At 69.3% G+C, this 14,531-nt stretch carries 13 protein-coding genes and 1 tRNA gene; 5 read left to right on the forward strand and 9 right to left on the reverse strand.

Annotated features, from left to right (window positions below):
* The first annotated feature begins 28 nt into the window (after positions 1 to 28).
* Positions 29 to 985 (forward strand): transcriptional regulator GcvA, encoded by a 957-nt coding sequence (gene gcvA, locus ACO06I_RS08615; protein WP_421932167.1) that lies wholly within the window; start codon positions 29 to 31, stop codon positions 983 to 985.
* A gap of 4 nt (positions 986 to 989) precedes the next feature.
* Here the strand turns inward: gcvA and ACO06I_RS08620 are convergent, their stop codons facing one another.
* The 3 genes from ACO06I_RS08620 to ACO06I_RS08630 all read right to left on the reverse strand — a co-directional run bounded on the left by ACO06I_RS08620 (position 990) and on the right by ACO06I_RS08630 (position 4,767).
* Positions 990 to 2,621, reverse strand: coding sequence for a Na+/H+ antiporter (locus ACO06I_RS08620; RefSeq protein WP_421932168.1), 1,632 nt, complete (start codon positions 2,619 to 2,621; stop codon positions 990 to 992).
* Between the two features lie 80 nt (positions 2,622 to 2,701).
* Positions 2,702 to 4,513 (reverse strand): flavin-containing monooxygenase, encoded by a 1,812-nt coding sequence (locus ACO06I_RS08625; RefSeq protein WP_421932169.1) that lies wholly within the window; start codon positions 4,511 to 4,513, stop codon positions 2,702 to 2,704.
* Positions 4,514 to 4,691: 178 nt separating this feature from the next.
* Positions 4,692 to 4,767, reverse strand: a tRNA-Lys gene (locus tag ACO06I_RS08630).
* A 93-nt stretch (positions 4,768 to 4,860) separates the two neighbouring features.
* On the opposite strand from ACO06I_RS08630, the gene ACO06I_RS08635 reads away from it, so the two are divergent.
* On the forward strand, positions 4,861 to 5,211 hold the full coding sequence (locus ACO06I_RS08635; RefSeq protein WP_421932170.1) for an Hpt domain-containing protein: 351 nt from the start codon (positions 4,861 to 4,863) through the stop codon (positions 5,209 to 5,211).
* On the opposite strand, the gene ACO06I_RS08640 is transcribed toward ACO06I_RS08635, so the two are convergent.
* The 4 genes from ACO06I_RS08640 to ACO06I_RS08655 all read right to left on the reverse strand — a co-directional run bounded on the left by ACO06I_RS08640 (position 5,208) and on the right by ACO06I_RS08655 (position 8,496).
* Positions 5,208 to 6,641: a coniferyl aldehyde dehydrogenase gene (locus ACO06I_RS08640; RefSeq protein WP_421932171.1), complete on the reverse strand. Its 1,434-nt coding sequence runs from the start codon at positions 6,639 to 6,641 to the stop codon at positions 5,208 to 5,210. The two genes, ACO06I_RS08635 and ACO06I_RS08640, sit on opposite strands and share 4 nt — an antisense overlap.
* Before the next feature lie 82 nt (positions 6,642 to 6,723).
* A complete protein-coding gene (locus ACO06I_RS08645; protein WP_421932172.1) occupies positions 6,724 to 7,323 on the reverse strand; it encodes a glutathione S-transferase family protein in 600 nt (199 codons plus the stop codon).
* A 55-nt stretch (positions 7,324 to 7,378) separates the two neighbouring features.
* Positions 7,379 to 8,164, reverse strand: coding sequence for a sulfite exporter TauE/SafE family protein (locus ACO06I_RS08650; protein WP_421932173.1), 786 nt, complete (start codon positions 8,162 to 8,164; stop codon positions 7,379 to 7,381).
* Between the two features lie 2 nt (positions 8,165 to 8,166).
* Positions 8,167 to 8,496 carry an ArsR/SmtB family transcription factor gene (locus ACO06I_RS08655; protein WP_421932174.1) on the reverse strand — a complete coding sequence of 110 codons (330 nt, stop codon included), beginning with the start codon at positions 8,494 to 8,496 and terminating at the stop codon, positions 8,167 to 8,169.
* Positions 8,497 to 8,569: 73 nt separating this feature from the next.
* Between ACO06I_RS08655 and ACO06I_RS08660 the strand changes: the two genes are divergently transcribed.
* Both ACO06I_RS08660 and ACO06I_RS08665 read left to right on the forward strand, forming a co-directional pair.
* A complete protein-coding gene (locus ACO06I_RS08660; protein WP_421932175.1) occupies positions 8,570 to 9,430 on the forward strand; it encodes an MBL fold metallo-hydrolase in 861 nt (286 codons plus the stop codon).
* A gap of 32 nt (positions 9,431 to 9,462) precedes the next feature.
* Positions 9,463 to 9,936, forward strand: coding sequence for a hypothetical protein (locus ACO06I_RS08665; protein ID WP_421932176.1), 474 nt, complete (start codon positions 9,463 to 9,465; stop codon positions 9,934 to 9,936).
* Here ACO06I_RS08665 and ACO06I_RS08670 read toward each other — a convergent pair.
* Together ACO06I_RS08670 and ACO06I_RS08675 are read right to left on the reverse strand one after the other, a co-directional pair.
* A complete protein-coding gene (locus ACO06I_RS08670) occupies positions 9,933 to 12,674 on the reverse strand; it encodes a PAS domain S-box protein (protein ID WP_421932177.1) in 2,742 nt (913 codons plus the stop codon). The genes ACO06I_RS08665 and ACO06I_RS08670 overlap by 4 nt on opposite strands.
* Before the next feature lie 122 nt (positions 12,675 to 12,796).
* Positions 12,797 to 13,204, reverse strand: coding sequence for a response regulator (locus ACO06I_RS08675; RefSeq protein WP_421932178.1), 408 nt, complete (start codon positions 13,202 to 13,204; stop codon positions 12,797 to 12,799).
* Positions 13,205 to 13,465: 261 nt separating this feature from the next.
* On the opposite strand from ACO06I_RS08675, the gene ACO06I_RS08680 reads away from it, so the two are divergent.
* On the forward strand, positions 13,466 to 14,524 hold the full coding sequence (locus tag ACO06I_RS08680) for a glycine zipper 2TM domain-containing protein (RefSeq protein WP_421932179.1): 1,059 nt from the start codon (positions 13,466 to 13,468) through the stop codon (positions 14,522 to 14,524).
* Positions 14,525 to 14,531 lie beyond the last annotated feature (7 nt).

The following is a 14,531-nucleotide window of genomic DNA, read 5'->3' on the forward strand; positions in this document are numbered from 1 at the left end:
CTTCTGCCGGGGCTGTCAGGAAAACTCCATGGAACGCGACGCACAGCGCCGCCGATTGCCGCCCCTCAACGCGCTGCGCGCGTTCGAGGCCGCCGCGCGCCACCTGAACTTCTCCCGCGCCGCCGACGAGCTGTCGGTGACGCCCGGCGCGGTGAGCCAGCAGATCCAGAACCTGGAAGACTATGTGGGCGCGGCGCTGTTCAAGCGCACGCCCAAGGGCCTGTTGCTGACCGATGCGGCCCAGACCGCCCTGCCCGCCCTGCGGGAGGCCTTCGACCGGCTCGCCGAGGCCGCCTCCATGCTGACGGCCGCCGTGGATGGCCGCCGCCTGACCCTGACCGCCGCCCCCTCCTTCGCCGCCAAGTGGCTGGTGCCGAGGCTCGGCAAGTTCGAGGAGCTGCATCCGCAGGTGGACGTCTGGCTGTCGGCGGGCCTGGAGCTGGTGGACCTCACCGCCGGCGAGGTGGACGTCGCCATCCGCTACGGCGCCGGCCGCTATCCGGGCCTGGAGGTCCGGCGGCTGATCGGCGAGACCGTGGTCCCGGTGCTGAGCCCGGAGTTGCACGCCAGCCATCCGCTGAACTCGCCGGCCGACCTGCTGGGCCACACCCTGCTGCACGACGGCTCGCCGGAGCCCGACGACAGCTGCCCCGACTGGACCATGTGGCTGGCCGCCCGGGGCGTGAAGGGGGTGGACGGGACCCGCGGACCCCGCTTCAACCAGTCCAGCATGGTGATCGAGGCCGCCGTCAACGGCCGCGGCGTGGCGCTCGCCAAGCGCACCCTGGCCCAGGCCGACATCGACGCCGGCCGCCTGGTCTCGCCGCTGCAGATCTCCACGGCCGTGGACTTCGCCTATTACGTCGTCCACCCCAAGGCCAAGGGCCGCCTGCCCCAGGTGAAGGCCTTCATCGCCTGGATCACCGCCGAGGCCGAGGCCCACGAACTGGCGTTGCAGGCGCTGGACAACGGGGCGGGAATCTAGCGGGTCAGAGGCGGTAGCGCGCCTCCAGCAGGTCGATCTCGCGGACGATCTTGCGGGCGGTCTCGCCGTCCAGTTCGTGCTCGCGGGCCATGCGGAAGATCTCGTCACGCTCGGCGCTGAGCCCGGCGACGCGGAGTTGGCGCTCGATCTGCTCGACCTTGCGGTTGAGGGCGGCGGCTTCCGGGCTCTCGAGGCGCCCGTCGATCCGCTCGCGGTACAGCTCCATGATCCGGGACGAGGCGTCGGTATAGAGGTCGGCGTCCGGACGCCCCTCCCCCAGGGCGTGCTGAGCGTTCTCGATGGCCTTGATCGCCGCCTGGGCCGCGGTGATGCGGGCCCGGTCGGTCTCGGCCTGGCGCGAGGGCTCGGGAGGCAGCTGGAGATTCTTCAGCAGCCTGGGCAGGCCGGCGCTGGCCACCACCAGGGAGACGATGATCACGCCGGCGGCCAGGAAGATCGCCAGGTCGCGCCCGGGGAAGGCGGTTCCGTCGGTCAGGGTCAGCGGCAGGGTCAGGACCCCCGCCAGGGTGATCGCGCCCCGCACCCCGGCCAGGGACATGCCGATCACCAGCCGCCCGTTCACGGCCGGCGGCTTCTCCCCCCGGCGCTGGGCGCGGAACAGGGTCCAGCGCAGGGAGGCCCAGACCCAGACGAGCCGCAGGACGCCCAGGGCGGCGCTGATGGCCAGGACATAGATCGCCAGCCACCAGGGTTCGCTATGGCCGGTGAGCAGGACGGTCTCGCCGGCCTTGGCCAGGATGCCGGGCATCTGCTCCCCCAGCAGGACGAAGATCACGCCGTTGGCGGTGAACTGCACGGTGTCCCAGACGGCGGTGCGCCGCACGCGGGTGACGGCCAGGGCCTGGCCCGTCTGCTCCATGAACCCCATGGTCACCCCGGCGGCGACGGCGGCCAGGATGCCCGAACAGTGGAAGTGCTCGGCCAGCAGATAGGCGCCGAAGGGGATGAGCAGGCTGATGAGGATCTGGGCGCTGGTGTCCTCCCCCAGATAGCTGGTCACCCACTGCTTGGCCCGCACCACGCCCCAGGTGACGCAGACCCCCAGGGCGACCCCGCCGAACGCCACCCAGACGAAGGTGGCAAGCGCCTCCTGGAACGAGAAGGTCCCCGTCAGCATGGCGGCCACCGCGAAGCGCATGCAGACCAGGCCCGAGGCGTCGTTGAGCAGGGATTCGCCCTCGAGGATGTGCATCATCCGCTTGGGGATCGGGGCGCGGGCGGCGATGGCGCTGACCGCGATCGGGTCGGTGGGCGAGACGACGGCAGCGAGCGCCATGGCCACGGGCAGCGGCATGGCGGGGATCAGCCAGTGGATCAGGAACCCCACCCCGACGACGGTGAGGATCACCAGGCCCAGGGCGAGTTCCAGGACCGTCGCCCGGTCGCGCAGCAGGTCGTCCTTCGGAATCCGCCAGCCGTCCAGGAACAGCAGCGGCGGCAGAAACAGCAGGAAGAAGAGCTCGGGCTCAAGCTCCACCGTCGGGACGATGGAGAGGGCGATCACCGCCCCGAGGGCGATCTGGACCAGGGGCAGGGGCAGCCGGGTGAGGCGGGCCAGGGAGCCGCTGAGGATCACCGCCAGCAGCAGCAGAAGGATGGTGACGACGGACTCCAAGAGCGCTCCCTGCCGTCACCACCGGCGAGGGCCGGCGGTGACTCGCGGGACTATGCGTCAGGGGGCCGGGCTTCGAAAGCTCAGCGGAAGGCCAGGCCCTCGAACTGGCCGGAATTGCGCCAGGTGTCGATGTACTTGAAGAAAGCCGTGGCGCCGGCCGGATAGCCGACGTTCAGCTTGGCCGCAGGGCCGGGATCCTGGCCCTCGTTGTTGTAGTAGCCCGGCGTGCAGTCGGGCGCGCCCATCATGCGGCCCATGCCGGTGAGCAGCAGCTGGACCCAGGCGTCCTGGGCCTCCTGGGTCACCTCCACCTGCTTGGCGCCGACGTCCAGGGCGTGCTTGACGGTCATGGCGATGGTGCGGCCCGACTCCGTCAGGTTGTGGGGCACGTTGGAGATCAGGTTGGCGCCCTGGGTGGGCTGGACGAAGAAGGCGTTGGGGAAGCCGTGCACGTGAATGCCGTGCTTGGACTTCATGCCCTCCCCCCAGGCTTCCGACAGCTTCAGGCCGTCGCGGCCGGCCAGGTCGAAGCCGGCGCGGCGCTTGTACTCGGTGCCCACCTCGAAGCCCGAGGCGTAGATGATGCAGTCGACCTCGTGCTCGACCCCGGCCACCACGAAACCCTTTTCGGTGATGCGCTCAACGCCCTGGCCGTCGGTGTCGATCAGGGTCGTGCTGGGCTCGTTGAAGGCCTGCAGATAGGCGTCGTGGAAGCAGGGCCGCTTGCAGAGCTGGCGGTACCAGGCCTTGAGGTTCTCGGCGGTCTCGCGGTCCTTGACGATGGCCTCGGCGCGGGCGCGGATCTCCTCCATCTTCTCGAAGTCGCTGTCCTCATAGGCCGCCAGCATCTTCTGCGGGGTCAGGTCCTCGCTAGGCAGCTGCGCGATCTTGGCGCGGATGCGGCGCGACAGGTCGGTCCAACCGTCCTGGACCAGGTCCTCCTCGGCGTTCCCGCCGGCCTGGTTGGCGGTGAAATTCTCCAGCCAGCGCTGCTGCCAGCCCGGGGTGGCGATGGAGGCGAACCATTCCGGGTCGATGGGCCTGTTGGCGCGCACATCCACCGAGGAGGGCGTGCGCTGGACGACGTAGAGCTGCTGGCAGGCCTTGGCCAGGTGCGGCACGGCCTGCACCGAGGTGGCGCCGGTGCCGATGATCGCCACCCGCTTGTCGGCCAGCTTCTCCATCTTGGCGCCCTTGGGGTCGCCGCCGGTATAGTCGTAGTCCCACCGGCTGGTGTGGAACGAATGGCCCTTGAAGCTCTCGATCCCCGGAATGCCCGGCAGCTTGGGCACGTGTAGCGGCCCGGTGCCCAGGCCGATGAAGCTGGCGGTGAAGCGGTCGCCGCGGTTGGTGGAGATCACCCAACGGGAGTTGGCGTCATCCCACGACAGGTCCTCCACCTCGGTGTGGAAGAGGGCGTTGTCATAGAGGCCGTACTGTTTGCCGATGCGCTGGCACTGTTCGAGAATCTCCGGCGCGTGGGCGTACTTCTCCGTCGGCATATGCCCGGTCTCTTCGAGCAGGGGCATGTAGATCATCGAGGCGGTGTCGCACTGGGCGCCCGGATAGCGGTTCCAGTACCAGGTGCCCCCGAAGTCGCCGCCCTTCTCGATGATGCGCACGTCGGTGACGCCCTGCTCCACCAGACGGGCCCCGGTCACCAGGCCCGCGAAGCCGCCGCCGACGAAGGCGAAGGTGACGTGGTCGGTCTTGGGCTCGCGTTCGACGCGCGGGGTGTAGGGGTCGTCGAGATAGTGGGCCAGATTGCCCTTCACCTGAAGATACTGGGCGTTGCCGTCGGCTCGCAGGCGCTTGTCGCGCTCGGCGATGTACTTGGCCAGCAGGGCCTTCTTGTCGATGGGTTGGCGATCCGCCGTGGTCGCAGTCGTCATTCAAATGGCCTCAGACCTAATCATCAAAGAATACAAGCACGTGCCCGCCCCGGACCGCGCCGCGTCTTAGAAGATAGAGTATGGCGGCCGGCCGCGCCAGACACAGACGTGCTTCAGGGCGGCGCGGAGGCGGCCCTGGCGGTCAGAAGAATTTGAAGAGGTTCGTCCACCAAGCGAATGGTGGGTGCAGTAGGATTCGAACCTACGACCCGCTGATTAAGAGTCAGCTGCTCTACCAACTGAGCTATGCACCCGTACCGTTCGAGTCCCGCGAGGGGCTTGGCGGCAAGGGCGCGGAACATACTTGAAGCCTCGCCGAAAGCAAGGCGGGTAAGGGGACGAATTTTTTGGCCAGGCGAGACCTCACCGGCGCGGTGGATTTTGGCTTCCTCGAGGACTTCGCCGCGGGCGACGCCGAGGTGATCGACGAGGTGCTGGCCCTGTTCCGGGAACAGGCGGCGATGTGGTCGACGATGCTCGACGCGACCAGCGAGGGCTGGCTCGACGCGGTGCACACCATCAAGGGCGCGGCCCGCGGGGTTGGGGCCTTCGCCCTGGGAGACGCCTGCGAGACCGCCGAGACCGAGGGCGCCGTGCGCCTGGAGAGCGTGCGGGTCGCCCTCCAGGCCGCCCTGGCCGATGTGGCCGCCTACGCCCACGAGCGGGCGCTGCAATCCCTGAAGACCCCGAGGGGTTAGCGCTTCATCGCGCCGTCCAGATACTTGCGGATGCCGGGGCCGTAGGGCGGGCGCATCTGCCGCAGGGGACCGATGTCCTTCTTGATCTGGGTGTAGATGGACTTGCGGTGGCTGAACTCGCGGAAACCGTCGACCCCGTGATAGCTGCCCATGCCCGAGGGGCCGACGCCGCCGAAGGGCAGTTCCTCCTGGGCGACATGGAAGATCACGTCGTTGATGGTCACCCCGCCGGCGGTGGTGCCGGCCAGGACCTTCTCCTTCTCCGCGGCGTCGTCTCCGAAATAGTAGAGGCCCAGCGGCCGGTCGTGGCTGTTCACATAGGCGATGGCCTCGTCGAGGCCGCCATAGGTCTTCACCGGCAGGACGGGCCCGAAGATCTCCTCCTGCATGACCTTCATGTCGTCGGTGGGGTCGATGATCAGGGTCGGCGCGATCTTGCGGTGCTCCTGCTGGGTCAGGTCCTCGCCCTCGGGCTTCATCTCGATGACGCGCAGGCCCCGCGCGCGGGCCTCGTCCACATAGCCCTTGATGCGGTCATAGTGCCGGTCGGCGACGATGGCGGTGTAGTCGGGGTTGTCGCGGATGGTGGGGAACATCTTGGCCACCGCGCCCTGGGCGTGGCCGATGAAGTCCTCCAACTGGTCCCTGGGGGCCATGACATAGTCGGGCGCCAGGCAGATCTGGCCGGCGTTGAGGGTCTTGCCGTTCATCACCCGGGCCGCCGCGGTGGCCATGTCGGCGGACTTGGACAGGATCACCGGGCTCTTGCCCCCCAGCTCCAGGGTCAGCGGCACTAGGTTAGCCGACGCCGCCTTCATCACATGGCGGGCGATGGAGGTCGCCCCGGTGAAGATCAGGTGGTCGAAGGCCAGGTCGGAGAAGGCCTGGCCCACCTCGGGCCCGCCGGTGATCACCGCGATCTCCTCCTCGGAGAAGACGCTGGCGAACATCGTGGCCATCAGCTCCGACGTGGCCGGGGTGAATTCCGAGGGCTTGATCAGGGCGCGGTTGCCGGCGGCGAGCACGCCCGCCAGGGGCGCGAAGGTCAGGTTCACCGGGAAGTTCCAGGGGCTGATGATCCCCACCACGCCCTTGGGCTGGAAGCGGACCTCGGCCTTGGCGCCGAACAGGCCCAGGATCGCCGGAGTGGTCTTGCGCTTCTCGGGCCGCATCCACTTGGTGAGGTTGTCGCGGGCATGCTTCAGGGGCCCGATCGAGCCGGCGATGTCGGTGAAGGCTGTGGCCTCCCGCGAGCGGGAGCCGAAGTCGGTGTTGAGGGCGTCCTCGATCGCCTTGCGGTTGTCGATCAGCAGGCCGATGCAGCGGTCGATCCGCGCGATCCGCTGCTGCGCGGTGGGCGCGCCGTCGCGCAGGTGGGCGGCCTTCTGCTTGGCCAGCAGGGCGTTCATCGAGGCGGCGTCGTGGGCCATGGTCGTCTGTCCTCCGGTCGTGCGCGGCTCTTGGGTCGGCCGCCGCGGACACAGGATAACAGGGTTTCGCCCTGCCGTTGGGTCAGGCCGGTGCGGTGGATTTCAGCGAGGGGCGCTGCGAGATGGCGGCGAAGAAGGCGGCCAGCTTCGGGCGGCCGGCGCGCCAGTCGTGGTCGGCGAAGCGGAAGTCCAGATAGCCCAGGGCGCAGGCGATGGCGATGTCGGCCAGGCTGGGGTTCTCGGCGTCGCGGCGACCCGTCTCGAAGAGGTCCAAGGCACGGTCGATCTTGCCCACCTGGCCGGCCAGCCAGTCTGGCCAGCGCAGGGGCTCGGGGCGCAGGGCGACCTCGTAGCGGGCCAGCAGCGCCGCATCCAGCAGGCCGTCGGCGGCCGACACCTCCGTCAGCACCGACCAGCGGGCCTCGCCGGCCGGGGGCGTGAGGGGCTTGTCGGCCAGGCTGTCGAGGTACTCGCAGATCACCCGGCTGTCATGGATCGCCACGCCGTCATCGCGCAGCAGGGCCGGGATCTTGGCCAGGGGATTGGCGGCGGCCAGCGCCGGGTCGGGGGCGCCGGCGGGATTGGCGCTGACCTGCACCACCTCCAGGGCGATCCCCAGCTCCTGGGCGACGACGAGGACCTTGCGGGCATAGGGCGAGGCCGGGGAATAGAAGAGCTTCATGGGAGGTCTCCGCGCCGAGGATGTCCCGCCTTATGTCGCAGGGCCGCGCCAGGGGCTAGCCCAGGATGTGGAGGGCGCGCAGAGCGACATAGGCCGCGGTGGCGATGACGAAGAGGGCGAAGACCCGGCGGGCGATGGCGGCCCGATCGGCCAGGGCGTTGGCGACGGGGCCGCCAGCCAGGGCGCCGAGGCCGCCGCCCGCCACCAGGGCCAGGAAGACCGCCCAGTCGATCTGGCCGGAGACCGCGTAGCTGGCGCTGGTGGCCGCCCCGAACAGCACCACCGAGACCAGGGACGAGGCCGCCGCATGGGCCATGGTCATGCCGGTGGCCGCCATCAGGCCCGGCACGATGAGGAAGCCGCCGCCGATCCCGAAGAAGCCGGCTGCCAGGCCCACGAGCAGGCCCAGCGGCGCCAGCTTGGCGGTGAGCGCCGGGGTGAGGGTCACGAAGGGATCGCCCGCCGCCTTGCGCGGGATCAGCATGGAGCCCCCCACCGCGGCCATGGCCACGGCGAACCACAGGACCAGGTCGCCGCCGTCCATCTGCTTGGCCAGGTGGGCGCCGATCAGGGAGCCGATCAGGCCGGAGACGGCGAACACGCTCGCGCAGCGCCACTTCACCCGGCCGGCCCGGGCCTGGGCGCCGAGACCCACCAGGGCGTTCACCGCCACGGCGGCGGCCGACGTGCCGATGGCGACGTGAGGATCGCGCACGCCGACCACATAGAGCAGCAGGGGCGTGGCCAGGACCGAGCCCCCGCCCCCGAACACCGAGAGCAGCAGGCCGATCACCGCCCCGCCGACGACGGCGAGGACCAGGCTGAGTATCGGTAGGTCCATGGTCAGATCGCCTCGCCTTCGGGCGGACAGAAGATCTCCGCCAAGGTCGCCACCACCCGCATCGCGGCGGGGTCGGCGATCCGGTACCAGATGGTCTGGGCGTCGCGGCGGGTGGCGACGATCCCCTCCTCGCGCAGCACCGCCAGATGCTGGGACAGGGCCGACTGGGACAGACCGACGCGGGGCTGGAGCTCCCCCACCGATCGCTCACCGTCCCCCAGTTGACACAGGATCAGAAGGCGCCGCTCGTTGCCGAGCGCGCGCAGCAGCTTCGCCGCCTCGGCGGCCCGGGGCTGGAACAGGGTGATGTCGAAGTTCGCGAGATCGACCATGGCTCCTATATATCAGTTGATTCTAAATTAGCAAATGCTTATGTACGTGCCAGCGCCATTGGAGGCTCCTTTCATGACACCCAGGGTTCAGGCCTTTTTCGATCCCGCCACCTCGACCGCCACCTATCTGGTGTCCGATCCCGCGACCAAGGCGGCCGCGATCATCGACCCGGTTCTGGACTTCGAGCCCAAGGGCGCCCGGCTTTCCACCGGCTCAGCCGACGCCGTGCTAGGCGCCATCGCCGAGCAAGGCCTGAAGCTCGCCTATGTTCTGGAGACCCACGCCCACGCCGACCACCTGTCGGCCGCCGACCACATCCGCCGCCGGACCGGGGCGCCGGTGGTGATCGGCGCCGAGATCACCCAGGTGCAGAAGGTCTTCGCCCCGCTGTTCGAGGTCGAGGACCTGAAGCCCGCCGGCGGCGATTTCGACCGGCTGGTGCGGGAGGGGGACGAACTCCCTCTGGGGGACCTGACCATCTCGGTCCTGCACACGCCCGGCCACACGCCGGCCTGCGTCACCTACCTGATCGGCGACGCGGCCTTCATCGGCGACACCCTGTTCATGCCCGACTACGGGACCGCGCGGGCCGATTTCCCCGGCGGCGACGCCACCACCCTCTACCGGTCCATCCAGAAGATCCTGGCCCTGCGGCCGGAGACCCGCGTCTTCGTGGGCCACGACTACCTGCCGGAGGGGCGCACGGAGCCCAGGTGGGAGACCACGGTGGCCGACGAACGCGACCACAATGTCCACGCTCACGAGGGCGTCGACGAGGCCGCCTTCGTGGCCATGCGCCACGCCCGCGACGCCACCCTGGCCCCGCCGACCCTGATCCTGCCCGCCCTGCAGGTGAACATACGCGCCGGCGCCCTGCCCCAGGCCTCGGCCGCGGGCCGGGTGTTCCTGAAGCTGCCGGTGACGATGGCCTAGGCCCGCCTCCGCCGCCCGGCTATGTGTCGGGCATGACCCGCATCATCCTCCTGGGCTGCGCCGGCGCCGGCAAGACCACCCTGGCGCGGCGCCTCGCGGCCGCGACCGCGGCGCCGCTGATCGACCTGGACGAGATCTGGCGCGCACGGTCCCAGACGACTCCGGAGTTCCGCGACACCCTGGCCCGTCTGCACGCCGGCGAAGCCTGGGTCAGCGACGGGAACTTCGCCGCCGTGACCTTCGATATCCGCCTGCCCCGCGCCGACCTGGTGGTGTGGCTGGAGCGGCCGCGGCTGGTCTGCGCCTGGCGGGCCATCTCCCGGGTGTTCCGGGCCGGCGAGATGCACCGGCCCGGCGATCTGCTCACCGTGCTGCGGTTCATCTGGGGCTTCAATCGCCGTAACCGGCCCCGCATCGAGGCGGCGCGGGCGCAGTACGGAGCCGAGATTCCGGTGGTGCGGCTGCGGACCGACCGGGAGGTCGACGACTTCGTGGCGAGCCTCTAGGCCGCCACCGCCTCGGCGCGGTCGAGGCAGGCCGTGAGGTCGGTGAGCCCCTGACGGGCGGCGGCGAGGTCGGCGGTCTCCGCGGCGGCTTCCAGGGCCGCGCCGAGGTCGGTGATGGCCTGGAAGCCATAGGCCAGGCCTGAACCGCGCATGTTGTGGCCCAGGATGGTGACGGTCTCGAAATCCCCGCCGTCGAGGGCCTCGAGGATGGCGGCGGCGCTCTGACGGCAGTTGCGAAGATAGGCCGGGACGCGGGCGGCGATCTTGCGGGCCAGGGCCGCAGGATCCCGCGCTGGCGGAGCGGCCGCGGCGGGCGCCTGTTCGCGGATCGCCCGCAGCAGCACGTCCTGCTTGATGGGCTTGGTGAGGAAGGCGGTGCAACCGGCCGCCAGACAGGTCTCGCGGTCGCCCTTCAGGGCCGCGGCGGTGAGGGCCACGATCGGGGTCGGAGCGCGACCGTTGGCCAGCTCGAAGGCGCGCATGGTCCGGGTGGCGGCCAGGCCGTCCATCACCGGCATCTGGCGGTCCATCAGCACCAGGTCGTAGCGGGCGGCGGCGAACATCTCGCAGGCCACGGCGCCGTTCTCGGCGATCTCCACCTGGTAGGGGGTGTCCTCCAGATAGGCCAGGGTGATGGTGCAGTTGTCGGGGGAATCCTCGGCCAGCAGGATGCGCAGGGGCGGCAGGGGCGCCTGGGTCCCCTCCCCCGCCTGTTCGAGGACCGGGCGGTCGACATCGGCCCAGACCTCGAGCGGGGCGGTGAAGGTGAAGACACTGCCCGTGCCCATCTCGCTCTGGGCCCAGATGCGCCCCCCCATCAGCTCCACCAGGCGCTTGCAGATGGTCAGGCCCAGGCCTGAGCCGCCGAACCGGCGGGTGGTGGAGGAGTCGGCCTGGGTGAAGCGTTCAAACACCCGCCCGAGCTTGTCTTGCGGGATGCCGATGCCGGTGTCGGTGACCACGAACCGCAGGGCGGTGGGGCTGGAGGACTCGGTGTCGAGCTCCACCCGCAGGCTGACCCCGCCGGTCTCGGTGAACTTGATGGCGTTGCCCAGCAGGTTGAGCAGGACCTGACGCAGGCGGGTGGGATCCCCCACCAGGTCCAGGTGAACGTCCGAGGCGATCACCCAGTCGAGAGTCAGGCCCTTTTCCTGAGCCCGGCCGGCGACGATCTCGATCACCTTCTCGAGGTGGTCGTTGAGCCGGAAGCCGGTCTGCTCCAGCTCCAGCTGCGAGGCCTCGACCTTGGAGAGGTCCAGGATGTCGTTGATCAGGTTGAGCAGGTTGTCGCCGGCGCGGCGGAAGATCTGCACGTACTTGTCCTGCTCGGCGGTGAGCGAGGTCTTGGCCAGCAGGTCGGCGATGCCCATGATCGCGTTCATCGGCGTGCGGATCTCGTGGCTCATGCTGGCCAGGAAGTCGGACTTGGTGCGGCTGGCGCTCTCGGCCACGGCGCGGGCCTGCTGCAGTTCGGCCTCGAACCGCTTGCGCTCGGTGACGTCGCGGGCGGCGGCGAACACCCCCTCCAGCTTGCGGTTGCGGTCGTAGAAGGTGGTGGCGTTGTAGGACACCACCGTCTGGACGCCGTCGCGGGCCCGCGCGGTCAGCTCGTAGTCGGTGACCGACTTCTCGCGCAGCACACGCTTGATCGCCGCCTCGGCCCGGCGCGGGTCGGTGAAGTAGTCCTTGAAGGGCGCGCCGATCAGTTCGTCGCGGGTGCAGCCGGTCAGCGCCTCCATCTGCCGGTTCACGTCGGTGATGATCCCCGACGGGTCGGTGGTCATCAGGGCGTCGATGTTCGATTCGATCAGGGAGCGGGTGTAGAATTGCTGATCCCGCAGCTTCTGGTCCGACTTCTTCTGCTCCTCCTCCACCTGCTTGCGGGCGGTGTTGTCGGTGCCGATCAGCAGGTAGCCGATGATGCCGCCGCGGACGTCGCGCAGGGCGGTGACCGAGACCACGGCCGGGAAGCGGCTGCCGTCCTTGCGGATATAGGTCAGCTCGTAGATGTCCTCGATGCCGCGCGAGGCCTTGAACACCAGGGCCTCGAACCCCGGGGTGATGGGAGTTCCGAGCTCCATGCTCAGCTCGTCGGCTCGGGCGATCAGTTCCTGGGGATCGGAGATGTCGGCCGGGGTGATCTTGTTCATCACCTCGGCGGCGGCGTAGCCCAGCATCTGCTCGGCGCCGACATTGAAGATCTGGATCACCCCATTGGCGTCGGTGGCGATGCTGGAGAAGTTGGCGCTGTTGAAGATCGCGCTCTGCAGGGCGCCGGCCTTCAGCAGGGCTTCCTCGGCCTGCTTGCGGGCGGTGTTGTCGGTGCCGATCAGCAGGTAGCCGATGATGTCGCCGCGGACGTCGCGCAGGGCGGTGACCGAGACCACGGCCGGGAAGCGGCTGCCGTCCTTGCGGATATAGGTCAGCTCGTAGATGTCCTCGATGCCGCGCGAGGCTTTGAACACCAGGGCCTCGAACCCCGGGGTGATGGGAGTTCCGAGCTCCATGCTCAGCTCCTCGGCCCGGGCGATCAGCTCCTGGGGATCGGAGATGTCGGCCGGGGTGATCTTGTTCATCACCTCGGCGGCGGCGTAGCCCAGCATCTGCTCGGCGCCGACATTGAAGATCTGGATCACCCCATTGGCGTCGGTGGCGATGCTGGAGAAGTTGGCGCTGTTGAAGATCGCGCTCTGCAGGGCGCCGGCCTTCAGCAGGGCCTCCTCGGCCTGCTCGCGCATGGTGTCGTCGGCGGCCTGCGCGACGGCGAGGCGGGAGCGGGCCTCGAGGCGTTGAGTTTCGATGCTGTTCTGTCCCGTGGCTATAGGGCGTTCGCGCGCCGGGGTCTGGCGTCGGTCGGCGATCAGTCGGCGAGGAGCTGGGTGACGGAGTCCTGCAGCTGTTTCTCGCTGTAGGGCTTCTGGAGATAGCGGGCGCCCTCCACGAACCGGGCGCGCATCCCGTCGGTCAGGGTGTTGCCGGTGGTGTAGAGCACGCGCAGCAGGGGCCGCAGGCCGACGGCGCGGTCGGCCAGGTCGTAGCCGCCCGACGACATCGTCTTGAGGCGGATGTCGGAGAACATGGCGTCGAAGGGCTGGGCGGAGTTCAGGAAGCCGAGGGCCTCGCTCATGTCGCCAGCCTGGGCCGTGACGTGGCCCAGGTCTTCGAGGATCAGGCCCGCGATCTCGCGGACAAAGACGTCGTCTTCGACGATCAGGATGTTGGCGATCGGATTTCCTTCGGCCGAGGCGGTCAGAGCCGAAGACGCCAACGTCGTCGGTTTGGCCGGACAGCATTGACCTAAAGAATGCGACTCGCATTCGAGAGAGTTAGGAGACCGCCCAATTGCGGCTTATTTCCGCAAGCGACCGGTTATGTCGGCAAACGCACTCTAGCACCTGCCCGCCGGTTCCCTCTGACGAATAATGACTTATTCGGCGCGACGTGGGCGACGGGGTCCGGAACCTCCACCACGTCATCGCGTTGAGCCTCCGACGGACGGACACATGTCCAATCCAGGAGCTTCACCACAATGCGTAAGACCCTTCTCGCCGCCGGCATCGCCGCGGCCGCCCTGCTGCCCACCTTCGCCCTGGCGCAACAGACCTGCGAACCCAACAACAACCGCGTCGCCGGCACCGTGATCGGCGCCGGCCTCGGCGCCATCCTCGGCAGCCAGGTCGCCGGCCACGGCGCCAAGACCGAGGGCTCGGTGATCGGCGCCATCGGCGGCGCGATCGCGGGCAACCAGATCGCCAAGTCGCGCTCCAACTGCACCAGCGCCAACGCCTACGGCTACTACGACGCCAATGGCGCCTGGCACGCCAACACCGTCGATCAGGCCAGCGCGGCCGGCTATTACGACCGTGACGGCCGCTGGGTCGATGGCGCCCCGAACGGCTACTACGACAACCAGAACCGCTGGATCGCCGCCAACACCGCGGCCTCGGCCAGCGGCTACTATGACCGCAACGGCCGTTACGTCCCGGCCTCGGCCGGCGGCTATTACGACGCCAACGGCCAGTGGGTCGGCGCCTCGGCCAGCGGCTACTACGACGGCAACGGGCGCTGGATCGCCGGTCCGGCCACGGGTCGTTATGACTCCAACGGCCGCTGGATCTCCGGCCAACCCGCCGGTCACCGCGCCGCCAACGGCATGTGGGTCGCCGACGCCCAGCCCGGCTATTACGACACCAACGGTCGCTGGCGCGCCGGTCCGGCCACGGGCTATTACGACGCCCAGGGCCGCTGGATCGCCACCGCCCCCGCGGCCGGCGCCTATGGCCAGAACGCCAGCTACGAGGCCAATTCCGGCTGGGCCAGCGCCCCGCAGGATATCCGCGGCCGCACCGCCTGGCTGGAGCAGCGCATCCGCACCGGCATGAACGACGGCTCCCTGTCGCGCGCCGAGGCCAATACGGCCCTGCGCTCGCTCAACATGATCAGCCGCCAGGAACGCGGCATGCGTCACTACCGCAACGGCCAGCTCGGCCGCCGCGACGCCGCGATCATCCAGGCCAAGCTGGACACCGTGGCCGCCAATATCCGCCTCGACCGTCGTGACCGCGACGACCGTCCGCGCGGCTACTGAGACCCCT

This window comes from Phenylobacterium sp. (assembly GCF_965229015.1).
Taxonomy (GTDB): domain Bacteria; phylum Pseudomonadota; class Alphaproteobacteria; order Caulobacterales; family Caulobacteraceae; genus Phenylobacterium.